Source organism: Pirellulaceae bacterium, assembly GCA_019636385.1.
Classification (GTDB): Bacteria; Planctomycetota; Planctomycetia; order Pirellulales; family Pirellulaceae; genus Aureliella.
The window spans coordinates 306,251-330,344 of sequence record JAHBXT010000004.1; the positions used below are offsets into that span (position 1 = coordinate 306,251).

The 24,094-nt window shown below is 54.8% G+C and carries 19 protein-coding genes; 11 read left to right on the forward strand and 8 right to left on the reverse strand.

The features are described 5' to 3' along the window. Positions 1-929: 929 nt before the first annotated feature. Both KF752_15715 and KF752_15720 read right to left on the reverse strand, forming a co-directional pair. On the reverse strand, positions 930-1,745 hold the full coding sequence (locus KF752_15715) for a hypothetical protein (GenBank protein ID MBX3423002.1): 816 nt from the start codon (positions 1,743-1,745) through the stop codon (positions 930-932). 1,089 nt (positions 1,746-2,834) lie between these two features. Continuing rightward, the gene (locus KF752_15720) at positions 2,835-4,394 is read right to left on the reverse strand and encodes a hypothetical protein (protein MBX3423003.1); all 1,560 of its coding nucleotides are present in this window, start codon (positions 4,392-4,394) and stop codon (positions 2,835-2,837) included. Positions 4,395-4,769: 375 nt separating this feature from the next. Between KF752_15720 and KF752_15725 the strand changes: the two genes are divergently transcribed. The 3 genes from KF752_15725 to KF752_15735 all read left to right on the forward strand — a co-directional run bounded on the left by KF752_15725 (position 4,770) and on the right by KF752_15735 (position 8,315). Beyond that, positions 4,770-5,486: a PTS sugar transporter subunit IIA gene (locus tag KF752_15725; protein ID MBX3423004.1), complete on the forward strand. Its 717-nt coding sequence runs from the start codon at positions 4,770-4,772 to the stop codon at positions 5,484-5,486. A 157-nt stretch (positions 5,487-5,643) separates the two neighbouring features. Continuing rightward, positions 5,644-7,311 carry a site-specific DNA-methyltransferase gene (locus KF752_15730; protein MBX3423005.1) on the forward strand — a complete coding sequence of 556 codons (1,668 nt, stop codon included), beginning with the start codon at positions 5,644-5,646 and terminating at the stop codon, positions 7,309-7,311. A 242-nt stretch (positions 7,312-7,553) separates the two neighbouring features. Further along, on the forward strand, positions 7,554-8,315 hold the full coding sequence (locus KF752_15735) for a hypothetical protein (GenBank protein ID MBX3423006.1): 762 nt from the start codon (positions 7,554-7,556) through the stop codon (positions 8,313-8,315). Here the strand turns inward: KF752_15735 and tsaB are convergent. Continuing rightward, entirely contained in the window at positions 8,276-9,013 is a 738-nt protein-coding gene (gene tsaB, locus KF752_15740; protein ID MBX3423007.1) for a tRNA (adenosine(37)-N6)-threonylcarbamoyltransferase complex dimerization subunit type 1 TsaB, read from the reverse strand. The genes KF752_15735 and tsaB overlap by 40 nt on opposite strands. 186 nt (positions 9,014-9,199) lie before the next feature. Between tsaB and KF752_15745 the strand changes: the two genes are divergently transcribed. From KF752_15745 to KF752_15765, 5 genes are all read left to right on the forward strand, one after another. Next, on the forward strand, positions 9,200-9,958 hold the full coding sequence (locus KF752_15745; protein ID MBX3423008.1) for a metallophosphoesterase family protein: 759 nt from the start codon (positions 9,200-9,202) through the stop codon (positions 9,956-9,958). A 39-nt stretch (positions 9,959-9,997) separates the two neighbouring features. Continuing rightward, entirely contained in the window at positions 9,998-10,744 is a 747-nt protein-coding gene (locus KF752_15750; GenBank protein MBX3423009.1) for a metallophosphoesterase family protein, read from the forward strand. A 235-nt stretch (positions 10,745-10,979) separates the two neighbouring features. After that, complete coding sequence (locus KF752_15755; GenBank protein ID MBX3423010.1) at positions 10,980-11,585, forward strand: FHA domain-containing protein; 606 nt, start codon at positions 10,980-10,982, stop codon at positions 11,583-11,585. 131 nt (positions 11,586-11,716) lie between these two features. Continuing rightward, positions 11,717-15,289, forward strand: a complete 3,573-nt coding sequence (gene dnaE, locus KF752_15760; protein ID MBX3423011.1) for a DNA polymerase III subunit alpha — start codon at positions 11,717-11,719, stop codon at positions 15,287-15,289. A gap of 305 nt (positions 15,290-15,594) precedes the next feature. Next, on the forward strand, positions 15,595-16,998 hold the full coding sequence (locus KF752_15765; protein MBX3423012.1) for a DUF1598 domain-containing protein: 1,404 nt from the start codon (positions 15,595-15,597) through the stop codon (positions 16,996-16,998). Between the two features lie 27 nt (positions 16,999-17,025). Here KF752_15765 and KF752_15770 read toward each other — a convergent pair whose 3' ends face one another. After that, a complete protein-coding gene (locus KF752_15770; GenBank protein ID MBX3423013.1) occupies positions 17,026-17,667 on the reverse strand; it encodes a response regulator transcription factor in 642 nt (213 codons plus the stop codon). A gap of 325 nt (positions 17,668-17,992) precedes the next feature. Between KF752_15770 and KF752_15775 the strand changes: the two genes are divergently transcribed. From KF752_15775 to sucD, 3 genes are all read left to right on the forward strand, one after another. After that, positions 17,993-19,384, forward strand: coding sequence for a sigma-54-dependent Fis family transcriptional regulator (locus KF752_15775; GenBank protein MBX3423014.1), 1,392 nt, complete (start codon positions 17,993-17,995; stop codon positions 19,382-19,384). Positions 19,385-19,712: 328 nt separating this feature from the next. Further along, positions 19,713-20,903, forward strand: coding sequence for an ADP-forming succinate--CoA ligase subunit beta (sucC, locus tag KF752_15780; GenBank protein MBX3423015.1), 1,191 nt, complete (start codon positions 19,713-19,715; stop codon positions 20,901-20,903). A gap of 57 nt (positions 20,904-20,960) precedes the next feature. Beyond that, positions 20,961-21,839 (forward strand): succinate--CoA ligase subunit alpha, encoded by an 879-nt coding sequence (gene sucD / locus KF752_15785; protein MBX3423016.1) that lies wholly within the window; start codon positions 20,961-20,963, stop codon positions 21,837-21,839. 77 nt (positions 21,840-21,916) lie between these two features. On the opposite strand, the gene KF752_15790 is transcribed toward sucD, so the two are convergent. The 4 genes from KF752_15790 to KF752_15805 all read right to left on the reverse strand — a co-directional run bounded on the left by KF752_15790 (position 21,917) and on the right by KF752_15805 (position 23,977). Then, positions 21,917-22,381 (reverse strand): hypothetical protein, encoded by a 465-nt coding sequence (locus tag KF752_15790; GenBank protein ID MBX3423017.1) that lies wholly within the window; start codon positions 22,379-22,381, stop codon positions 21,917-21,919. 186 nt (positions 22,382-22,567) lie between these two features. Further along, complete coding sequence (locus tag KF752_15795) at positions 22,568-22,978, reverse strand: flagellar basal body rod protein FlgB (GenBank protein ID MBX3423018.1); 411 nt, start codon at positions 22,976-22,978, stop codon at positions 22,568-22,570. Positions 22,979-23,011: 33 nt separating this feature from the next. Further along, on the reverse strand, positions 23,012-23,449 hold the full coding sequence (locus tag KF752_15800) for a hypothetical protein (protein ID MBX3423019.1): 438 nt from the start codon (positions 23,447-23,449) through the stop codon (positions 23,012-23,014). Positions 23,450-23,485: 36 nt separating this feature from the next. Then, a complete protein-coding gene (locus KF752_15805; GenBank protein MBX3423020.1) occupies positions 23,486-23,977 on the reverse strand; it encodes a hypothetical protein in 492 nt (163 codons plus the stop codon). Positions 23,978-24,094 lie beyond the last annotated feature (117 nt).

Sequence of the window (24,094 nt, forward strand, 5' to 3'; positions counted from 1 at the left end):
TCGGGGATTATCCGAAGCATGCTTTTGTTCGAGACCGAAGTGTCTGTGATCAATTTCTGCATCACCTAGATCCTAATTGTAAGATATTTGAACTACTTTTCTGCGAAGCGTTACACGACGCCCATTGCGAGTTCGTATTCGACTTACCTATGGCTATGCCGCCAATCAGCTTAACCCTCGGTTACGACGTAAGCTGGGCTTCATGTAATCACTCAGCCATCTATCAGCCAACTAGCAACGGAGATTTGGAGGGCGGAGATCGCCTTGTTCCGCCATTTAATCCCGAGTGGAAAAGGCAAGTTCCCGCCGATTATCTGAATGAATATGGGCTCTTTGATAATCTTGATGATGCCATAAGCCTAATGAATCTCTGGAATTCGCAGGAGCCTGAGGAGTCAAGAATGTATGTCTTTCGAGTACATTCAGCGCGCAGGGAAGTGTGCAGGGAAGTGTGATGGTCCCCTGGGGACACAGCAATCCAGGGGGATCCCCTGGGAGGGGGATCCCCTGGGGACACAGCAGGATGGCTGGGGGTAAAGTACAGGCGCCGTGAGGTGGTCCCGCTTTCACGGACAGCCCAGTCTCTTGCGCCGTCAGACGTAGTTTGATTCGAACACCCCGCCCCCGCTGGGGGACACAGCAATCTGTCGGGGGACAGTGGATTGACAGAATAATTTGATGGGTTTGGGGGATAAGGGCGAACGACGCGATAGATATTCGTTTAGTTTGGTCGTTGCTGCTTCGGTGCAACGCAAGATCGCCCGAGTACGGCTTCCTGAAATTGGAATTCAGCTTAGGAACCTGTCAGTTGACGTGAGGCACAGTCAACATCATTACGATGCCTCGCATTACAGCCCTGCAGGCAGTGTATTGCCGGCTCTGAATTGCGGGGCAGTTTGCCAGTTCCGCGACAGCCGCAAGAATTCGCGTTAGACTTCTAACAGGCGCCGCGCGGCAGAATCCATCGTAAAGCGTTTGCGTCGGCGCTGACTGCGGTGAGCATCCACGACGCTGGGCTTGCCGGCTACAAGCTTAAACAGTTTGCCGAAACTGCCGACCAGTTCGCCAAACGTGTCGGGTGACATGCCAAGCTTCAGTCGTTCAAATATCGGCGGAGCCGATTCAGGCGTGCTACCATGTTTGCCCGCAACAACTTGTCGCGCCGTCCAGTCCAGCAGTTGGATATATTCGACAGTCGTCAGGTTCAAAAAGCCACGATCACTACAGCGCAGCCCTGTCTGGCTGGGCAACGTCTGCATCGCATCGGTCCGCTCGTCCAAAAGCACCGGTGCCAAGAAGCCGTCCGCTGGCTTGGTTTCTGGTTGCGAAGTCGATGCGCTGTTAGCCTCAGGTTCTTTATCAACCGGCGCTGGTTGTAGCGCACCGATGCGCCGCTGGATAGATGTGAAGTCGCTTGCTTCCAGCGTCTGAGCCATGGCAGCCCGAATCGGATTCAGGTCCACATAGGCCGTGCAGGCTAGCAATGCCGACTCGTCTAGCAATCGTACGGCCCGGAAACGCGACTCCCACACGCGCCCGCTAGCCTCGTCCTCGGCGTTGATTCGCTGAGCGATCGTCTGGCACATCAGCCGCATCCACCAGGAAATATCGCTCAGCCTGGTGCGAATCTGCTTTAGCTTTACAGCATCATGGCGGATTGCGTTGAGCTGCGGTATGGTAGGCTCGCGGGGCGAACCATCTTTGTTCTTTTCCAAGGGACACAGCATCAGCCATCGCCAAGCCACCTGGGTATCGTCCCATGTCGCCACCACATCTGGTCGCGATCTGAGGATCAGGTGAACATGATTGGAAAGAATCGCATAACTAAGCAGGTCCAAAGCAAAGTAGGCGGCCAAGTGCTCGATGCGGTGCTGGATCCATTGTTTGCGGTAGTCGAAGTTGCGACCGGTGAATGGATCTTCACCCATCAGAAAGCAGCGACGGACGGCGCGGTTGACAACATGCACGATCGCGATTTCATCGGGCGAGAACTGTTCTTCGCGGGCCATTCGAGCCATAGCGATACGTCTCCTGAAGGTACAACAGTCGCAGTTCAGCTTCGGTCCAGTGACCAATGCTGGCCGAATTGCGTTTGATACCTTGTTAGACGAACTGGCCCTGGAATTCTTTGACCGGCATTCCCAACTTTTTAGGAATTTCCTACCCGCCCGCCATTCTGCTGTGTCCCCAGAACCCCAACCCCCCAGAACCCCAACCAGAAACCCCAGCAGTTGGAGAGGACTGCTGGGGTTGGTGTTCCCTGGCACCGGAGCGCTCTTGGTTACCCAAGAACGCTCCAGTGCGCAGACTTAAGCTCTGCCGCGAAGCGGTGTTTGAGAGCGACTGACCCAGAAATCGCTTCCCTGCACCTTAATGCTCCGACCCAGGAGGGAGGCCAGCTATGTTTTCCCGCAAAACCATAGCTATCGACAGAACTTCCACTGATTCGACTTCCTGTCTTATCAAAGCAGAGATGCTCATCCTGCACATCCCCGTTCGATCTTTGGTCGGCAGCGCACGGGATTGTTTCCAATCCGTCTAGGTCACAGCCGCACCATGGATCGTGCTTGATCCATTCGGGAATACAAGATCACCGCCGAGCGAGTCAACGGTGATGTGCCCCACCATCAGCGGTTGGGGAGAATTTTTTTCGACACGGCAGCGGTGCCTTCGCACGCTGGTAGGTGTGGCCAAGAGGACCTGGAGCACGTTCCGAATCAGCCCTGTGTCGCCGTAGCGAGTCCGCGCTCTGGCCAGCGCAGCAGCGAAAGCCGTAGCGACTAACAGCATTTCGACGACCGGCCTTGGCTACAGCGTGCCTGGCCACAGGGGCGCTAGTGGGAAAAAAATTCGGTTGAGGAACTGGGGGGGTAGATCGAAAGTTGTGCGGTTGCGGCCAAGCTATTGCGCTGCTGGACCGCTTGTTTTGCTACCATTTCATCGGTCAGGGACTGGCCGTCGCGGGAACTCCATGCGCCTGCTCCACAACCGCTCAACAGGATGCAGCCCTGTTCGGTATTTCTCACGGCCCACACGATGGCGGCCTGTCGATCCGGAATTACATGCACGCGCCCTGGGCTGCGACAGCCCCCGAGCACATCCATGGACAATCGTTGAGCCGCCTCGGGGGACAGATCGGAGGCGCTCAGTACGATCCGCTGCGCACCTTTGTCGAGCACTTCGCCCAGTCGTTGCCGAAATTGCGTGGCCAATTGATTGCCAATATCCATAACTACAGTGGCTGGTCCCAGGTGGTGTGAACGCAAAGCGTGCAGGGCCACTGCCACGCGATCTGGCGTCTGACCATGATCGATATACACTGGCACATCCACAGCTTGAGTCAAGCGCTGCATGCGCCCTGGAATCAACTGCAACGACTCGACGGCACCAATCGCATCGGTCAGCGGTAAATCCATGATCCAACTTGCAGCCACTGCAGCCAAAGCGCCGCGGGCGATATGATCGCCAGGAATCTGCAAGGTCATCGGCATCATGACATTGCCGGCAATCGCCATCACTTGTTGCTGGCCACCGTAACGTCCTAGTCGCTTGCCACGCACGTGCTTGCCCGCATCCAGACCGTAGACTGCCGCCGGGCCTTCAATCGAATCGACAAACGTGGCTGCGCCGGCGTCGTCGCCATTGGCCAATACGACTCCGTGTGGTTTGAGGCTGGCAAGCAATTCCTGGATCAGCCCAGTCAATTGTTGGCTCGTGGGGCTACCCGTATTTTGGCCAGGTCGCAAGCTGGTTACGACCAACAGGTCCAGGCTCACACCGGCCACAATGCGATTGTGCAACATGGCTGGGGTCAATTCAATCACGGCAGCAGGCGCACCTGTACGTTCGGCGCGTTCCAGCCAATTGGCCAACTTGGCTGCACCGGGAGCGCGGGTGGCGGTACGATCACAGGTCGTCGAATCGCTGGCACCTAACGATGTGTAATAGGCTGCGGCACCGGCTAATCGTTTGAGCATCGCAGCGATGAACAATCCGGCGGTTGTCTTGCCGTGTGAACCGACGACACCTACTGTTAGCATTCTTTCGGACGGTGAACCGGACAAGGCATGGCACAACCGCGCGTAGACTTCTCGATTGTCTTCTACCAAGCATTGCGGAACCGAGACGGGCAAGAGTCGTTCACAGACTACAGCCACAGCTCCACGGCGAATTGCCTCGTCAGCTCGATCGGCTTCGTCGTGACTGGGCGAATGGGTGGGCACGAATACGTCGCCCGGCTGGCAGCGATCTGCGCGATGGGCACATCGCCGAACCTCGATATCGCGTGCACCAACAAATGCGGCTTCTTTCAAGAACTGCCGCAAGCTGATCAGCCGCTGGGCGGATCGAGCGGGTTGATCGGCACCACCAGAATCTGGAACAGACGTAGACATTGTCGGCCTCCTTGCCGTCAGTGCTAGCGTTACGAGCGAAGATAATCTCTAATACCAAGCCTGGGACAGCGGGTCGGCGATCATGCCTACCGGAACCTGTCCAAACAGCGTCGCCACAAGCCTCCCATGCTTGCAAAGCGGTGCCTATTTCCGGCTTACAGCCAGCGTGCGCGGCAGCAACCGAAAGGTACGTACAAGTTGTTCCGAATTCGCGAATAGGTCAATACGAATATCACAAGATTTTTAGGTTGGCCTGGATGTCGTTGGGAAAATACGTTTGGCGTCATCGCGGCGCCAATGGCTATCAAAAGTGTCCTTCAGCTCCATTTCAAATCACCACGCCGCCGATTTGGGGAGAGCGAATTCATAATTGCCATGTCCTCGACAGATCTGGACGTTCAACAACTCGCTGCGTTTTTGCATCTGACTCCGGACCAAGTCAGCAAGATGGTCGATCGCGGACAGTTGCCAGGTCGTCGAGTCGCTGGACAGTGGCGATTTTCGGAAGCAGAGGTCAACGCATGGTTAGAGCAGCAGATCAGCGCCAGCGGCGCGGACGAACTGAATAAGGTCCAGCAAGTCGTTGATCGCTGGACCGCGCGCTGCAGCGACGCGGGCGAATTGGCCAGCTTGCTACGACAGGATGCCATTGAAATTCCATTAGCAGCTCGAACCAGCGGCTCTGTCGTGCGGCGCATGTGTGCCTTGGCCGAACGCACTGGGTTGCTATGGGACGCGTCGCGCATGGTTCAAGCGGTGTTAGCACGAGAAAACTTACATCCCACTGCGCTGGACAACGGCGTCGCCCTGCTGCACCCCCGCCGGCCTCAAACCAGTATTCTCGCCGAGCCCTTATTGGCACTGGGAATTTCTTCACAGGCGTTGCCGTTCGGCAATACCAGCGGACATTTGACCGATGTGTTTTTTTTAGTCTGTTCCACCGATGATCGCGTCCACCTGCAGATCTTAGCCAAACTTTCGCGACTACTGGCTAGCCCTGGCTTCTTAGCTGAACTGCGTACCAGCGACTCCGCCCGCAGCGTCTACGACACTGTGGTTCGTTACGAATCAGCGCTCGATGCTCAGGAGTAACTATGGACTCAGTGATGAGCACTGCGCGGCCTGATTTTGACACTGCAAGAAGCTTAGCCCTGTCATTGCGCTTTCGCTGACTCGATGTGTCCGAAATCCATCGACAATGAATCACTTACGTCTTAAAATGCAGGCACTTTTACTCAAAGGATGCGACGTGAGCCTTAAGCAAAATGAAATCCATCAGGGAGACTGCATTGCGTTACTCAAACAGGTCAAAGCCGGTACAGTAGACCTAGTTTTTGCCGATCCTCCTTTCAATATTGGATACGAGTACGATGTCTACGACGACCGTCGAGTCTCCAGTGATTTTATCAAATGGTGTAAGCAATGGATCCAAGGCGTCTATCGAGCTTTAAAGCCCACTGGCACATTCTGGTTGGCGATTGGTGATGAGTACGCGGCAGAATTGAAAATAGAAGCTCAGAAAGCTGGGTTCTACTGTCGAAGCTGGGTGATTTGGTATTACACATTTGGGGTCAATTGTGTTAACGGATTTAGCCGCTCGCACACCCACTTGTTTCACTTTGTGAAAGACCCTTCGCGGTTCACTTTTAATCGCCCGAACCCCCAGATTCGAGTTAAGTCAGCCCGACAGCTCGTTTATGCCGACAACCGCGCCAACCCGAACGGACGCCTCCCGGACAACACCTGGATTACTCGCCCACAGGATGCCCCAGACTCCTTTAGCCCCCAGCATGATACTTGGTATTTCGCGCGTGTTGCGGGCACGTTTAAGGAACGCGAGGGCTTTCACGGTTGTCAAATGCCGGAGCAACTGTTGGCCAGAATTATTATGGCATCAAGCCGACCTCAGGATCTGGTGCTCGATCCATTCGGAGGAAGTGGGACCACACTTTGTGTTGCCAAAAAGCTCGGACGCCGCTGGATGGGATTCGAGCTGTCCGAAGATTACGTCAAATACATTAAGCAGCGTCTGGATAACACTGCTCTCGGGGATGCGGTAGACGGCCCCGTAGACCCAATTGAAAGTTCTCCAAGCACCGCCCAGGGCAAGCAGAGAAAGAAGCCGTTTGGTGAAGACACCGAAAAAGCGGTCTGCGAAGCCTATCGCAGCTTGGGATATCCTGCAGATTACTTAATCTGTCACAAGGAACTGAACAGAGATTTCATTGGCAAGTGCTTAAAGAAAGGCATTGGAGGAAACGCCTATCTGTGGAATCGCTACTTACTGACCTTGCGAAAAGCCGGCAAGTTACCGCCGGCGACCAATCGCCCAAATCAACTTGCAGCAGACAAACTCAGCCTGTACAGCTTTGCGAGCGAAGTGGCCTGGCGGTTGTTGGCGATCGACTATCAAAAGACGCTTGATGACATTCTCTGCTCTCCAGAGTTTGCCGAAGAATTTGATCGACTTGCGCGTGAGTTTGGTCCAACAGATGTCGATGTTTCATCGCTAGAGTATCGACTTGCAGCACTCTCCATCCGCAAGCGATCACATGCTGCGAGAGAGTCTGCCGTCCAAAAATTCAGTAACTGGATATCACACAGACGGTCACTGGAGGAGACGAAACTTGGTACCAATTCGTTAGGGGTGCTAGAGCAGCCTGGTGTTTTCTTGCTGTGCGCTGACGACATCGGATTCTTTGCTGGTGAGAGTGACAATATGCGCGTGCAAATTGAACGCGTATTGGAAAACGAAAAGTGGGCAAGCCTTGAGGCAAGTTCGGTCAAGTATGTACCGCTCGACGAAAGCCTGAGCCAACAATACGCCTTGAAGTCAGCTCTGGCCATTCGTGAACACCCGCTGCTGAATTGTAGACTTTTGATGCAGAATACTGAACTTGCCAGAAAGTCGAAATGACGCGCACAATAACGCGAAGCACCACCTTTTGTGTTCCTGCAAGCTAGCTTACCGGATCAACGCCACCTTCGAAAACTTCTATGCCCGGTTCGTTTAGTAGTTCGATAATTGCAGCCGATGCGATTGCTCGGCGGTGCAGACGAGTCGCTTGGGTGGGACCGAGCGATGGTGCGTTTGGGTGGCTGACTGGCCGTATAGCGAATTATCATTCGCCATTGGTTCCCCACACTAAGCTAATTTCTTTGGGCGCATCATCAAGCAAGGAATTGTTGGCGACGTTATCAGAACAACCCTGCGACCGGATAATCGTGGCCTGCGAGAATCGTTGGCACTACCCGCGACAAGTGCTGGAGGAGCTGCTGGCCGTATTTCCCGAAGTGCCAGTAGCGCTGGCGATGTCGGATTGGTGGTTGGGTTCGCGGAGAACCGGTGCCCGGCATTTGTCGGAGCTGGGGCACCTTTGCTTGCCGTGGTTTCGCTGGTGGGATGCTTGGACCAGTTGGCTCGACGGCAATTACCCCTGGATGTTCGGTCCGTTTCCAAGCGAGTTTTCACGATCGGAACTGCTGTCGGGCCAAAAACGTAGAGCTACGGAAATTGCCAACGAACCCCACACGCAGACCAGTGGCCTGATCGTTGCGGGTACGGCTCAAGCAGCTCAAGCGTGGCGATTGAGCATGGCTGATGCCGGGCGTGTCGAATGCTATTTCAGTTCGTTGAAACTGGAACACTCCTTGAAGGAAGTTCCCCACCAACAGCCAGCCTGGGTATTGTGGGACGATAGTCGCTTGTCAACAGTGATTGACTGGCGATTGGCAATTGACAGCGCGGCCGCTGAACTGAAATTGCTGCGTAAGCCGTTCCCGACGGCCAGGCTGTGGGTCGCATGGACTCAGCCAACGTGGGATGCGGTCCAGCGGCTGAACCCCTCTGAGCTGGGCTTTGAACTTTTGGCCAAACCCAATTATCGAACCTTCTCTTCGGCTGCGCTAGCCCGCACATAGCAAGCGGTTACCTCTGCCGGGCTGACATGCAGGCCAGCCTGAAACATTTGCCAGCCAACCTGAGCTACCCAGCGCGCGCTGGGGGCGAGCGGGTCGAGTACCACCACTCGCCCTCTGCCCTGCTCTGGCCGCGTATGAGGAACATAACTGTGCAGACCAGGACCGGCAACGACGATTTGATCCGTTTGCAGGCCCCTGCGCTCAGCAGCCCCATTTTCAAAAGCTTGACTGGCCAAAGGCTCCACCACCCAGCGTTCTGCGTCTACAACTTGAGCTGGCGCGAGCCTTACAATCGCTCCAAACGCTCCAGTATTCCAAGCTGCGGTAAACACTTGCTTTCGAAAGGCATTTATCACCGGCACAATGATTGCCTGTGCAGTACTGTCCAACCGATGTTGGATTTGATTAGCTAACACTTCCAAGGTATCCACTGGAGCAACTGGTATGCGCCACGCCATAGCCAACATTTTGGCGGTGGCCAGTCCCACGCGGAGCCCCGTGAATGAACCTGGCCCCGAAGTAACGCTGATTAAGGCGGGACGCCTGCCGATTGCCTCCACCATGTGACCAATCGTAGATGCTAGACTTTGAATACTGCTGATATGTACCGGCAAGTCCTGGAATTCCAGAACTTGATGGTCTTCAGCGATTGCAACGCTGCCGTGTTGACCGGAACATTCGATGGCTAGATTCAACATTTTGACCGGTAATATTTAAGGCGGGGCAGAATGTCTGTATACCTAGGCCCGAACCCAATGGCGAGGACATCACGCTTGTGGTTCAATTCTGGCGTCAAACAGGGTTCCGGCAGTTTCGCCAGCCATTTACAATGCCTCCAACTATACTGCGATGCCAGTTAACTAAAACTGTCTGTGGAGTCCCTCTTGCGACAAGCCCTGATTAGCGACATTCATGGAAACCTGGAGGCTCTGTCAGCGGTCATGGCTGACATGGCGCATCGTAACGTCGATAGCATTGCCTGTCTGGGGGATATTGTGGGCTATGGTCCCAATCCCTGCCAGTGTCTGGACATCGTGATGCACAAAAGCTCGCTGACAATTCTGGGCAATCACGACCAAGCAGCACTGTTTGACCCCGACAGCTTTAATCCGGTGGCTCTCCGCGCCGTGTACTGGACGCGCGACGAATTGGACCGTGGACCTGGCTTAGCTTCGGTTATCAACGGCCGCTGGGATTTTTTGAGCGAGTTGCCTAAGTTTCATCGCAGTGGCAATGTGATGTATGTGCATGGGTCGCCGCGTGACCCCACCGATGAATACGTGTTTCCAGAAACCATTTACGACGAAAATCGCATCCGGCTGTTGTTTGAGCGCGTCCAGGGTGTGTGCTTTCAGGGACACACGCACATGCCAGGCGTATTCACGACAAAGCTAGAGTTTATCACGCCAGAAGACTGTGACTATCGATACCCAGTGGGCGATGAAAAGCTGATGATCAATGTCGGCTCGGTTGGTCAGCCTCGCGATGAAGACAATCGCGCCTGCTATACCATCTATGACAACAGTCGCAAGATGATCGAATTTTATCGTGTGCCCTATGATTTTGAGACTACTGCCACCAAGATTTATGGTATTCCCGATCTAGACAACATGTTAGGCGATCGTTTGAGAACCGGCCGGTAAGTCGGTTGGCCACTAGGTATACGCCGGAGGATTGCATCGGTGCGACGCGCCATCGTCAGTGACATCCATGGCAATTTGGAAGCCCTTCAAGCTGTGCTGGCTGATGCTCGGGCCCAGGGTTGCACGCAGATTTTGTGTTTAGGTGACATCGTCGGCTATGGTCCACAGCCTGCTGCCTGCGTGGACTTGGTTCGCGCATTTGATGCAACCATCTTAGGAAATCATGATCTGGCGGCGCTGTTTGATCCCGAAGGCTTTAGCAGCACCGCTGAACAGGCCATTCTGTGGACTCGACGGCAATTGGAATCGGCCGACACGCCTGAAAAATGTATTCAGCGTTTGGATTTTCTAGCCAACCTGCCGCGTACACGTCGTGAGGGCTCGCTGCTGTTTGTGCATGGATCGGTGCGCAATCCCCTCAACGAATACGTGTTTCCCGAAGATGTTTACAACAGTCGCAAAATTGAAAAATTATTCTCCATGATCCAGCGAGTTTGCTTTCAGGGGCACACTCACGTTGCCGGTGTCTTTACCGATGATCTTAACTTTCGGCGCCCGGAGGAGATCGGCTATCGCTACGAACTCGGGCAGGACAAGGCGATGATCAATGTGGGCTCCGTCGGCCAACCGCGCGATGGCGACTGGCGCAGTTGTTACGCCATTTTGGAGGACAACACCGTGCATTTTCGTCGCGTGGATTACGACGTGGAGGCCACCATCGACAGGATTTATCAGACTCCAGAACTGGACAATTCGCTGGGCGATCGTCTGCGCGATGGCCGGTAGCTCGGCAATCATGTATGCAGTTGTCGTGCGACCAGTTGTGTCGCCCCGCGCAAAAGGCTGATTCGCCCTGAGGCGACTCGCGACCCTTGGTGGCTTCCACAGCAATTTCCCGAGTCGTTTGCGAAATTGTGTGGGTTTCATAGTTGCTTCCGGGGCGTGGATGTTTCAGAATAGAGCGTCCAGGCGGATACTGCTGTTCGTTCGCCACTGGCCTCTTGGAATCGTCACCTGCATCATGTCTCAGACTCTTTCCTTGCGCGTGCTGCAAGGCGCAGATCGAGGGCGTGTGTTCCACAACCTGGTACCACCCATCACCATTGGTCGCGAGGAGGGGAATTTAGTTCAATTGAATGATGAACGCGTCAGCCGTTTTCATATCAAAATTCAAGAAGACGACGGTCGCGTGGTAGTGACCGATTTGGACAGCACCAACGGAACTCGTGTCAACGGCCAGGTATGCAATCTGAAAATCTTGCGCAGCGGTGATACGATTTCGGTAGGGCGTACAGTGTTGTTGGTGCGCAAAGATGCAGTACCTGCCGAATCTGTGGATCCGCAATCTGAATTGGCAGTTGAGGCAACTTACCAAGATCCCGAAGATCTGAAGATTTGTACGCCCAATCTTCCACACGGCATGAGACCTGGCCAGGCAGCCGAGCTGCGCGAATTGCTGGATCACATTCATGCAGCTATGCGGCAGATTCTGGAAAATAGTTTCGTAGACGAGAAAGAGCAGAAAGTGATCATTGACCAGTCCGCTTGGGAAAAGTTGCTGTCGATCCAAGGTGATATTTCAACTTGGATTCGAACTATCGAAGATCCGCAAACCAGCCAGTCGTAGCCACTCTATCGGCTGCACTCGAGTGTGATATGCTAGGCGACTTAGGGTCTGCGCCTGGGTGCTGGATGAAGTACCTTGGGCCGCCGAACGTCCGAGGTTCAGTTCGGGTATTTCATTTGGAACGGTGGTTGATGAGTCGTCGATTTGTTCATCTGCATTGCCATAGCCACTACAGCCTGTTGGATGGCGCCAGTTCGATCGACAAGCTGATTGCCAAGGCCAAAGCCAATGGCATGAATGCCTTGGCATTGACGGACCATGGCAATTTGCACGGGGCGCTGGAGTTTTATCAGAAGGCCAAGAAGGCCGACATCAATCCAATCATCGGTTACGAGGCGTACGTGGCCCCTGAATCGCGCTGGTCGCGCGGTAATGCGACATCGTCCAAAGAAGCCGCCTTTCACTTGACACTGTTAGCCCAAAATCGCGTCGGCTTTCAGAACCTTATCAAATTAGCCTCCAAGGCTTCGCTGGAAGGCTTCTATTTCAAACCACGAATCGATCGCGAACTGCTGGCGGATTTGAATGAAGGCATTATCTGCCTGAGCGGCTGTGTGTCGAGTGAATTTTCGCGAGCCATCTTGAACAATGGCAACACGGCGCAGGGGCGGCGACAAGCCAGCGAGGTTGCCAAGTGGTTTCACCAGGTTTTCGGCAATCGTTATTACGTCGAAGTCATGAACAACCACCTTGAAATCCAGCGGCTACAGATGGAAGGCGCATTGAGCATTGCCGACGAACTGGGCCTGCCGGTGGTTGCCACCAGCGATGCGCATTACGCCAATCGCGAAGATGCAGAGATTCAGGATGTACTGTTGTGCATCAACACGGGCAAATTCCGCACCGACTCGGCGCGGCTAAAAATGGAAGGCAACGAATTCTATCTGCGCAGTGCCGAGGAGATGTACGCCTGCTTCCCGGGCCGTGAAGATATCGTGGCACGCAGCCAAGAGATCGCCGACACGGTCGATATCGACCTACAGCTTGGCAAACGACACTTCCCGACCTATCCGCTGCCCGTGGAGAAAAAGCCTGACGATTATCTGCGCGAGATTTGCGAGGCAGGGTTACGAGAGCGCTATCGCAATCTCCCCGATATGTGCGTCGACGGCCAGTTGAGCCAGACGGTGCGCGAGCGTTTAGACCGTGAGTTGTTGGTGATTCAGAAGTTAGGCTTTGCCAATTACTTTTTGATCGTGTGGGATTTTGTCCGCTATGCTCGGCAGCAGAAGGTTCCGGCCACAGCCCGTGGCAGCGGCGTGGGAGCGCTGGTCTGTTACGCGCTCTACCTGAGTCACGTATGTCCCATCAAGTACGACCTGCTGTTTGAGCGGTTTTTGGACGAGAATCGCTTGGAAGCACCCGATATCGACATCGACTTTTGCAAGGATCGCCGCGCGGACATCATTCAATACGTGCGTGACAAGTACGGTGAAGAAAACGTAGCTCAGATCGGTACTTTTGGAACAATGGCGGCCAAGGCCGCTATCAAAGACGTTGGTCGGGCACTGGGAATTCCACTGGCACGCGTTAATCAGATTACTGAGCTGGTGCCGGAAGAATTGAAAATCACCATCAGCAAGGCACTCGACAAAAAAGATAGCGAACTGCAGGCTCTCTACCAGAGCGACCACGAAGTTCGTGAGCTGCTGGACATCGCCATGCAGCTCGAGGGCAATGCCCGCAACGTTGGTACTCACGCAGCCGCCGTGGTCATTGGCGATAAACCCTTGACCGAATACGTGCCATTGGGCCGCGTGTCGGGTAAGACGGATATCATCACGCAATGGTCGATGAGTGATGTGGAAGCTGCCGGCTTGCTGAAGATGGATTTCTTGGGTCTGCGCAACCTGACCATTCTGACCAAATCGCTGGAAATCATTCAACAGACCACCGGCCACGAAGTTGACTTGTTGAATCTACCGCTGGATGACCAGAAGTCGTTCGCCTTGCTGCAGCGCGGCGAGACCAAGGGCGTATTCCAGTTGGAAAGCGGCGGTATTCGCGATCTGCTGCAGCGGATGAAGCCTGACCACTTCAGCGACATCATCGCCACCAATGCGCTCTACCGCCCAGGCCCACTGGAAGGCGGTATGGTCGATGACTATGTAGCCGTCAAACACGGTCGCAAGCAGGCCGAGTACCTGCATCCGGTGCTCAAAGAGATACTCCAGGAAACCAACGGTGTGATGGTCTATCAGGAGCAGGTCATGCGAATCCTGAATCGACTGGGGGGCATCGAGTTGGCCAATGCCTATACGTGCATCAAAGCCATCAGCAAAAAGAAAGAATCCATCATCGCGGCCAACGAAGAGCAGTTTCTTCGCGGAGCTACCGAGAAAGGCTTGAAACAGTCTCAAGCCCGCGAAATGTGGGGCATGATACTCAAGTTCGCCGGCTATGGTTTCAACAAGAGCCACTCCACGGCCTACGCACTGATCGCCTACCAAACCGCCTTCCTGAAAGCTCACTATCCTGTGGAATTCATGGCGGCGCTGCTGTCGGGCGACATCCCCGGCCGCAATTTCAAGCACAAGGACTCGTTAGTCGAACACCTGGAAGATTGCCGGCGAATGAACATCCATGTGGTGCCGCCAGACGTCAATCGTTCGCATGTTGACTTTACAGTTCACGACAGCCAAATCGTGTTCGGCTTAGCTGCGATCAAAGGCTGTGGCGGAGCGGCTGGCGATTCAATTGTGAAAGCCCGCCAGCAGGCCGGCCCTTTCCAGAGCATTTTTGATTTCTGCGAGCGCGTCGATCCGACCGAATGCAATCGAGCCACAATTGAAACTTTGATCAAGGCAGGTGCGTTCGATTCTACAGGGGCCGAGCGCGGTCAATTGCTGGCGGTGGTAGAAAAAGCCTTGCAGGCCGGCGCTGCCAAGCTGGCAGATCGACGCAGTGGCCAGATGAGCTTTTTTGATGAACTCGATGATGAGGCTGCCAACGCCCCCCAATCGCAACCGCTACCAAGCCTACCTCCCCTGCCAGAACGAACGAAATTGGCCATGGAACGCGAGGTCTTAGGGATGTACCTGTCGGCGCACCCACTAGACGAATATCAAGGGCAACTGAGCCAACTGTGCTCTCATACCAGCTCGCAGCTAGGCACCGTCAAGGATCGCTCGGAGGTTTTGGTGGGCGGTATGATCTCGTCAATCAAGTTGGCCAACACTCGCAACCCGAAGCCGGGGGCTCCTTCGCGGTATGCCAACTTCGATTTGGAAGATTGGGATGGCATTGTCCGCTGCATCTGCTGGCCCGACGGTTACCAAGAATACGGTCATTTGATTCAACCCGAATCCATCGTTATCATGCGCGCCACGTTGGATAAACGCGGCGGCAGTGACGTCAATTTGCTGGCCAACGAAATCATTCCCATCGAGGATGCTGACCAGCATTTTTCGGCGGGGCTGAGAATTCATTTACACGAGCAGGTCCATTCTGAGGCGACCGTGCGAGCCCTAAATGAGATACTTCGCGGCTACCCGGGGAATTTGGAAATATCGCTGATGGTGACTCTGGCTAGTGGCGAAGCGGTCCAAATGGCCGCTCGCAAACATCGGGTCCGCATATCCCCCGAATTAAGGGAACGGTTAAGCGATTTGCTGGGACCGGAGAATCATCGCTTGTTGGTTGCTCCACCCAAACCAAAATCGCCTGGCACGAACGGTCGCAGCCGCCCGTATAATCGACAATAGTGGTCCAATCGTAGCGACAACGCACGAGACATTAGACCTTGGACCTAGGCAATTGCTGCCGCACGACGGAGGGCTTGCCAACTGCGGCTAACGTCAGCTAACCCTAGTTTTGCCTGTTGAACTCGGCAATTCGGGCTCTAATACGGCTCGAATACAATTGCAACTGCCCACGATTCTGTGGCTCTTCCGCCTACGCCGACGAGTTGCCTTTATCATGTTCAGCAATTACTCTGAGTAATTCCAGTCACCATGTTTTCGATTCGGGTTTGATCCCCGAACATCACAGTCCTCGGACGATTCGACCCATGTTAGAACGACATATTCTGCTTCGTTGGCCCAGTTTATTGACGCTGCTAATGACCGTGTGGCTGTGGTGCCCATCCGTTTATGGACAGGGAGGGGGTGGCGACGACGACGATCAGAATAACAATGGTGTCGCCGGTGTCGAAATTGACCCAATTGGCGTTCTGCGCATGAAGCAGAACAATCCGCTGGTCACTCGCCAACAACTTATGGCCGCCAAGCAATCGTTGTCACCGCAACTGGCGCGCACGAGCCAGCTCCGCAAGATCTCGCTGAATCGACTTGAAAAGGCGGTGGCTTCACGCATTGCTTCTGGCAAGTCGCCCACAGCCGAAATGGTGGCTATGGCGGGCATGACGCGACTGCAGTATGTGTTTTTCTATCCTGACTCGGGCGATATTGTGCTGGCCGGTCCAGCCGAAGGGTTTGGCCGCGATTCTGTGGGCCGCTTGGTGGGCGTAGAAACACAGCAGCCATGCCTGCAACTGGATGATGTCATCGTCGCGCTGCGAGCATTCGGTCCTGGTGGCGAGAAGGCCAATACGATCAGCGTGTCGATCGACCCGACCGAAGAAGGCCTAGCACGCATGCAACAAGTATTACAGCAACTCGGCGGGCAACTTGGTTCTGCCAATCAAATTCCGGTAATCGTCAATAGTTTGCAGCAGGCCCTAGGACTGAACACAGTCACCATCAAGGGCGTACCGGCGGGAACACATTTTGCGCATGTTCTGACCGAAGCCGACTACCGCATGAAGCTGATCGGCATTGGACTTGAGCCAACTCCGGTCGCCATGACCAACTACGTTGATCGGCTGACTGGCGGCACAGGATCGACCACCGCGCTGACTCGCTGGTTTTTCGTCCCCGACTATCAATCGGTTTCGGTTAGCTCCGATGGCCTGTCGCTGCAATTGGTTGGCAATGGCGTCAAGTTAGTGGATGAAGGCGAAATTGTACGAAAGTCTGGCGAGCGGAAGACCACCGGTCGCGCCAACGCAGCCAGTCGTGGCTACACGGCTGAATTTACAAAGAAATTTCCACAGATCGCCAAGTCGCACGCCGTGTACGCTCAGCTTCGCAATCTTATCGACTTGACCATTGCCGCGGCGTTCATTCAACAAAAAGAGATGTACTCGCAGTGCGGCTGGGATTTGGGCGTGTTTGCTAACGAAGATGGGCTGGCCGTCGAATTGTTACCCCCACCACGACAGGCGGCCACTGCCATCAATGCGGTCATGCGCGGCGGAACATTGATCACCCCCATCGGTGGTGGAGTCGCCATTCAGGCACGCAAAGCGCTCAGTCAGGAGAATCTGCGCACCGATCAAGATGGCACCATCGCTCAGACTCGCTCGGCGGTCAGCGTCGATGGTCTGTCAGCTGGTCAGTGGTGGTGGGACTGAGATCAATTCGAAAGAATTCCCAAATCTCTAGCCGCCAGTTAAGCCACTCTTGACGGCCCAAACGGCAGCTGCAGTGCGATCGGCCGAGTCCAGCTTGCGGAGGATATTCTGCACATGCTCCTTGACCGTCTCGACGCTGATCGCTAGCGACGTGCCGATCTCCTTGTTGCTTAACCCCAGCGCGATGTGGCGCAGCACCTGCAACTCGCGATTGGTCAGCGGAACCTCTTTTGAGTCGACGCGATCCTTGCGTTTCTGCATCGTGTACTGAACTTGTTTGAGCAAACTAGATTCCAGTGGCGGCTCATTGGCAACCGCCAGCTTGATTGCATTTAGGATCTCATCCCGGGAGGCGTCCTTCAATAGGTAGTCTCTAGCCCCCAGCGCGATCGACCGAGCCACATAGGTCGGGTTGTCGTAGGTCGACAGAACGATCACGGCCGTATCCGGTGAGCCCTCTAAGAGTTCCTCAACCGCATCGAGGCCATCTTCATCAGCCAAACGCACATCCAACAAGACCACATCCGGCTTTTTGGCCTTGGCCAGCGACAACAGCTGGGACACATTGGCGGCAGCTCCCACAACCTCGATGTCGGCTCCCTCCAACAGGCTACCAAGCCCGCTGCGAACCACCTCGTGATCGTCACAGATCAAAACGCGAATTCTCACTACGACTCTCCGGCTTGTCTGGGGCACTGGTCAACCGCTGGAAAAACACCACCGATGACTACTCGGCCACCCACAAAAAGGTTAATCGAAGGTTCTTGGAAGTCGATTCCCCCCCAATAGAAGATTCCTTAGATTTGGCAAAATCCGATTTGTGCGCACTTTTTCGTCTGTGCTGCCTGGAACTGGCTCATTGAACTAGAAGTCGCCATTTTGGAGTGGAAATGTTGCGAATTTGCAACCATTGGCTTGCTTGGTGGTGATTCGCAAACTAGATATCTGGGGGACCTAGGAAGCATAGGGCAAGCGGGCAGCAAGAGAGTCGTCCATGGCAAGTGAAAGACTGTTGTTGGTAGATGATGACAACTGGCTATTGGAGTCGATGAGTCAGTGGCTGACCGAACAAGGTTATCGGGTAACTACGGCTCGCACAGTGGCTCAAGCCCGCAAGCTGGCTGGCCAAGCCGCCTTTGATGTCTGCCTAGCCGACATATGCCTTGAGGGCGAGGACGGGTTTGGCTTGCTCCAATGGTCGCGTCAGCACCAGCCGGAGTTGCCGGTGGTAATGATGACCGGCTACGGCGGGCCCGACAGTGGTGCCGAGGCGGTGGCTGCCGGAGCCTTCGACCTGCTGACCAAGCCCATAATCGACCAGGAGCTGCTAACGACTCTCCGCCGGGCCATGGATCAAAAGCGAGTCGTGGCCGAAAACCGGCAGCTCAAAGAACAGCTCGATCGCCGCAGCGGATTAGAAAACATCCTCAGCCACGACCCGAGGATGTTGGAAATATTCGACATCATCGACAGTGTGGCGGACACGAAAGCCACAATCTTGATCACCGGCGAAAACGGCACCGGCAAGTCGATGATCGCTCGCTCGATCCATCGCCGTAGCAGTCGCCGCGCGCGGCCTTTCGTCGAAGTAGCTTGTGGCGCGCTCCCCGACAATCTGCTGGAGAGCGAGTTGTTCGGACACACCGAGGGCGCGTTTACTGGTGCCACGCAGTCCAAGGCCGGTAAATTCGAGCACGCTCACACGGGCACGATTTTCTTAGACGAAATCGGCACCGCCTCGATGTCGCTGCAAATCAAATTGCTGCGTGTCCTGCAAGAGTTTGAGTTCGAACCCGTCGGTGGCAATAAGACCATCTCTGTCGACACGCGCTGCATCCTGGCTACCAACGAAGACCTGTCGGCTGCTGTCGAAACCGGCAAATTCCGTCAGGATCTGTACTATCGCGTTAACGTCATTCACTTTGAATTGCCCGCTCTACGACAGCGCGCCGGCGATATCCCGGTATTGATCGAGCACTTTTTGCAGAAGAACTTGGCGGAATTGCCCAAGGAGATTCAAGGGTTTTCAGCCGAGGCTCTGGAAATCTTGCTCAACTATGCCTGGCCCGGCAACATTCGTGAACTGGAAAACATCGTTCAGCGCGCCGTGCTGTTATCAAAACGCCCGGTGATCGGACCGGAATTACTGCCCAATAACGTGTTAGCCTCAGTTGGAGACAGGGGAACTCGTGTGCACTGTGGCCTCGTGGCTGGGCAATCGCTTCGCCAAGCCTTGGAAGGCCCCGAGCGTGCCATCATCCTGGAAGTGCTCCGCGCCAACGCCTTCAGTCGATCGCTAACCGCAGATCAACTGGGCATCAATCGCACCACGCTCTACAAAAAGATGAAGCGCCTCGGAATTGACGATCTGAGCTGCAAGGATTAGGGCTCCGCGTCTCATCCATCAGGAAGTACGCGCCCGCGCATCATGTCGCATCGAATCGCGTGGACCAGCCCGGCAACGAGGCGGAGCCTCAAAGAGATGTCTCACCGTGCAGGAGCTGGCCCACGAGTGTTGAATGCACTCCGCTGGCTGGAGCGTAGGGCGACTATCTTATAAAACTACATGGCCCCAGGGGTGGTGGACACCTTTTGAGCTATCCGGGTCATCTTTATAATCCCCCACCTACGACGGATTGCCGTATGTGAACATTTTGTCACCGGCTTCGTCACCTGCACATCTTTTGTTGACTTCCAGGCGTTCGGATTTGATCATGAAAATACATGAGTTCCAAGGTAAAGAGCTGTTTCGTCGAGCCGGGGTACCGGTGTTGTCTAGCGATGTGGCCAGAACACCCGAAGAGGCCGCCGCCGCGTTCAGTCGACTGGGGGGTCGTGTGGCCGTAGTCAAGGCACAAGTTCATGCCGGTGGTCGCGGCAAGGGAACCGTATCCGAGGTGCCTTCCCAGCGCGGAGTGCAATTGGTTCGTTCGGCGGAGGAAGCTGCCGAAGTGGCCAAAAACCTGCTGGGCAATCATCTGGTAACTATCCAAACTGGAACCTCAGGTGCCAAGATCAATCAAGTACTGGTCGAAGCTGGTTGCGACATCCAGCGTGAGTTGTATCTGGGTATCGTGCTGGATCGCGCTCGGGCGATGCCAGTGTTGATGATGAGCAGCGAGGGAGGAGTGGAAATCGAAAAGGTGGCTGAAGAATCGCCCGAGAAAATCTTTCGCGAGCATTTCCATCCATCCATTGGTCTACATGGATTCCAGGTCCGCAAGCTATGCAAGAAACTGGGCATCACCGGCCCAACCTCGCGCGCAGCCGACAATTTTTTGAAGCGACTGTGCAAGTTGTACGCCGACCTAGATTGTTCGCTGGTCGAGGTCAATCCGCTAGTCATCACCGGTGGCGGCGACATGATCGCGCTGGATGCCAAGGTAACCTTCGATGACAATGCTCTCATGCGTCACCCTGATTTGAAGCAACTTCGTGATCTGAGCGAAGAGGAACCGGCTGAGGTACGAGCTGGCAATGCTGGATTGTCGTATGTAAAACTGGACGGCAATATTGGCTGCCTGGTCAACGGTGCAGGACTGGCAATGTCCACGATGGATATCATCAAATACCACGGCGGCCAGCCTGCTAACTTTCTAGATGTCGGTGGAGGAGCAACCACTGAACAAGTCGTGGAGGCCTTTAACATCATCCTGTCCGACGCCAACGTCAAGGCGGTGCTGGTAAACATCTTTGGTGGGATCGCGCGCTGTACAACGATTGCCAAGGCGGTCATCGAGGCTTCTAAACAAATTGGCATCAAGGTTCCGCTGGTAGTGCGTTTGGAAGGCACTGAAGTTGAAGAAGGCAAAAAAATGCTGCGCGAGAGCGGTTTGGCGATGATCGCTGCCGATGATCTTACCGACGCAGCCAAGAAGGTCGTTCAGTCCGTTTCTGCAGCTTAGTCCATCCCGCTCTCCCAGCGTACATCATTTCATTCTCTATAGCGCACACAATAAATCATGAGTATCTTGATCGACAAGAACACGCGAGTCATATGCCAGGGCATCACCGGTAGTTCGGGGCTGTTTCACACCACCGGCTGCGCGGAATACGGCACGAAGATGGTCGGCGGAGTGACTCCCGGTAAAGGCGGACAGACCGCAGCTGGCCTGCCTGTATTTGACACGGTAGAAGAAGCGGTTCAGCAAACCGGCGCAAACGCTACGATGATCTTCGTACCGCCGCCGCTTGCCGCTGACGCCATTCTGGAAGCGCTGGATGCTGGGATCAAAGTCATCGCGGCGATTACCGAAGGTGTTCCCGTGTTGGATATGGTGGAGGTCTATCATCGAGTGCGTGCCAGCGACTCAGTTTTGATTGGCCCCAATTGCCCAGGCCTGATAACGCCTGGTCAGTGCAAGATCGGCATCATGCCTGGATACATCCACAAACCAGGCAAGATTGGTATCATCAGCCGCTCCGGCACATTAACCTACGAAGCGGTTTGGCAGACTAGCCGGCTCGGACTAGGTCAGTCCACCTGTATTGGGCTTGGCGGTGATCCCATTGTAGGTACATCGTACATTGACCTGCTGAGCCGTTTTCAAGAAGATGATCAGACCGAAGCCATTTTGATGATTGGCGAAATTGGTGGCAATGCCGAAGAGGACGCAGCTGCGTTCATCGGCCAGCACGTGACCAAGCCCGTGGCAGCCTTCATTGCTGGCGCGACGGCGCCTCCCGGCAAGCGAATGGGCCATGCCGGCGCAATTATCTCGGGCGGCAAAGGCACGGCGGCTGAGAAGCGCGCCGCGCTGGAAGCGGCTGGAATCACCGTCGCCGCCTCGCCGGCCGATATGGGGCAAGCTATCCAGCAGGCAATCACCAATGCGGCCTAACGCAGCCAAGTAGCTGCGTATCCCAGAACCTGGTCGGACGCTCTTGCGTCACGTTCTTGGCGAACGTGGCTAGCAGACTAGGCCTTTTCGTACTCCATCAGAAACCCGCGGAATTCTCGGCGGTGCTGCTCTTCGTCTCCCAACAATGTGACGCACAGATCTTGGGTGACATAGTCGTGGCCATCGCACAGCCTGATAATTTTGTTGTATTGCTCGCAGGCTTTGTCTTCAGCGTCGATCACGCCTTTGATCACGCTGATGACGTCGGTCGTATCGCTCGATGGCTGTAGTGACGCCTGAGTAGGCTTGAATTGAAAGCTGCCAGGAATCCGCCCACCAATGGTTTTAATGCGATCGGCCAATTGTTGGGCGTGCCCGACTTCAGCCGTGATATCTGCCGCCAGGCTCTTCTTGATCTCTTCGGCGCGCACGCCGTCCAAGTTAGTGCTGTGCGCAATGTAGTTCATCACCGCCTCCAACTCCATGAAGTAGGCCGTCACCATCTCATCAATAATCTTCTGTGTTTGGGCATCAAGACTCATTGCCTGTGTCTCCTGAAAGCAAGCGTACGGTTTATGTGTGTCACGTGACTATCGTACCCGCAAGACCCGCCCGCGACCAGGGCTGGATAGCGCAGCAAGTGAAGTACTGATGTTAGCCCCTGGCTATCGCAATGGGCTGTGATTTAGGTCATGGAAGACGACGCCGCACAGATCTATTCTTCTCAGTTAGACTGAGGCTGACTCGCGAATCGCGGCTTGTATCGTTTGAAATTGAGAACGCATTAGAGCAATGGCTGTGTCATGCATCATTTGGTTCTTGCTGATTTCGGTAATCTGCTGTTCCAGACTGATGTCGTTGCCATCGTGATATAAAACTTGATGCTGCACATCGCGCAGCTTGTCGACTGCAGCCTGCGACGAGGCCAAGCCGGGCGAATGAATTGCGGAGGAACCGCTGGGTTGGATACTTTCTTTGAGAGCTGTCTGAAAATCATCTACCGACAAATCTCGCGTGCGATAATCGGGAACGTCCAAGTTGGCGATGTTGCCCGCTAGCAAGGTATGGCGACGCTGTGCAAAACTTGCAGTCTGCTCCAGAGCTGGCAGCGTTGTCTGATTAAGCCAGGTGGACCACATAGATTCTTCCTTTTTGACTTTAATCCAGGATCATCAAGCGGTCATGCGCAACCGGGCGAAATGAGTTTGCACGACAATCCAGGCAACGCCACCATCAGGGCAGCGAGCTTTGTATGTGGTCAAGCAGCAACCATTGCTGACTCCGGTCGATTCACGGCGAAATGAGCTGAGCGATTCGTGAACCGACGACTGTCCATCTGTAGACACTTCGACCTCCAATCCACGCCGCGTCAAATACACGGCTATTTCCACCGTGGAGTCCGGTGATGCCGTTTGAGCGGCTTGCTGCAAGACATCGTCCAATCTGGACAATAAAGCTGGGCTGTAAGCCACAAATTCTAATCCCGGCTGCCATTGGCTTTCGAAACTGAGTGAGTAGCAGCCGCTCAGCTCTTGGCAACGCGCAGCAATCCAGGCTCGTAGCGTTGTCTGTGTACCGGCCTGCGAGCGGGAATTGGTAAAACCGACCATCGGGAGAACTTTCTAGTGTGAGGCTGATGGGAGTGGCTACAAGTCAGCAATATCTAGCGTACTATGGGCCAATAAATCTGCTGTTGAGTAGGCGTGCTCTGCCAATCGGGTATCCTGGCCATGTTTGAGCTGTGCGGCCAACGCATCCCGTTGTTGGCTCATCCACTGCAGCGTTTGACCGTCCAGCTCCAGCACTTCCTTTAGTCGCTGATTGGTCTGCTGCAAGAGTTGGTCGCAGCTCTGTCGCAGTTGTGGATTCGCCCAGACTCGGTGCTGTGGGTCATCCTGGCGATAAATGTGAAGCTGATCGTCCAACCGCAAAAGCTGATCAATCAAGGACTCCTTTTGAGCCAATAAGCGAAGGGTGGCTGATAGTTCCTGCCCGGAATGCGATTGGCTTTGTGCCTGCGTGACTGTCAGCAGGTCCTGAGCGATGGTAAGACGCTGCTGAACCAGCTCCCATAGCCGCTGGGTATATGCCGTTGAAGAACGATCGACCGTCGTTGTTATCGTTTGCAGGCCGTCCATGACCTTCTCTTCCTTGCTGGCTAGCTGTCCGTGCTTAGATAATCCATGCGTCCAGCTTTGCTAGGACTACCCACACTCTGGCAAGCTTAGCTACGGGGTGGCTTCTTGACTGGCTTT

Coding starts and splice junctions, on each gene's coding strand:
- KF752_15720 (MBX3423003.1), bottom strand. CDS start 4,394: ATGTCTACGTCTGTTCCAGATTCTGGTGGTGCCGATCAACCCGCTCGA.
- KF752_15725 (MBX3423004.1), top strand. CDS start 4,770: ATGTCCTCGACAGATCTGGACGTTCAACAACTCGCTGCGTTTTTGCAT.
- dnaE (MBX3423011.1), top strand. CDS start 11,717: ATGAGTCGTCGATTTGTTCATCTGCATTGCCATAGCCACTACAGCCTG.
- KF752_15795 (MBX3423018.1), bottom strand. CDS start 22,978: ATGTGGTCCACCTGGCTTAATCAGACAACGCTGCCAGCTCTGGAGCAG.
- tsaB (MBX3423007.1), bottom strand. CDS start 9,013: ATGTTGAATCTAGCCATCGAATGTTCCGGTCAACACGGCAGCGTTGCA.
- KF752_15755 (MBX3423010.1), top strand. CDS start 10,980: ATGTCTCAGACTCTTTCCTTGCGCGTGCTGCAAGGCGCAGATCGAGGG.
- sucD (MBX3423016.1), top strand. CDS start 20,961: ATGAGTATCTTGATCGACAAGAACACGCGAGTCATATGCCAGGGCATC.
- sucC (MBX3423015.1), top strand. CDS start 19,713: ATGAAAATACATGAGTTCCAAGGTAAAGAGCTGTTTCGTCGAGCCGGG.
- KF752_15765 (MBX3423012.1), top strand. CDS start 15,595: ATGTTAGAACGACATATTCTGCTTCGTTGGCCCAGTTTATTGACGCTG.
- KF752_15800 (MBX3423019.1), bottom strand. CDS start 23,449: ATGGTCGGTTTTACCAATTCCCGCTCGCAGGCCGGTACACAGACAACG.
- KF752_15805 (MBX3423020.1), bottom strand. CDS start 23,977: ATGGACGGCCTGCAAACGATAACAACGACGGTCGATCGTTCTTCAACG.
- KF752_15775 (MBX3423014.1), top strand. CDS start 17,993: ATGGCAAGTGAAAGACTGTTGTTGGTAGATGATGACAACTGGCTATTG.
- KF752_15790 (MBX3423017.1), bottom strand. CDS start 22,381: ATGAGTCTTGATGCCCAAACACAGAAGATTATTGATGAGATGGTGACG.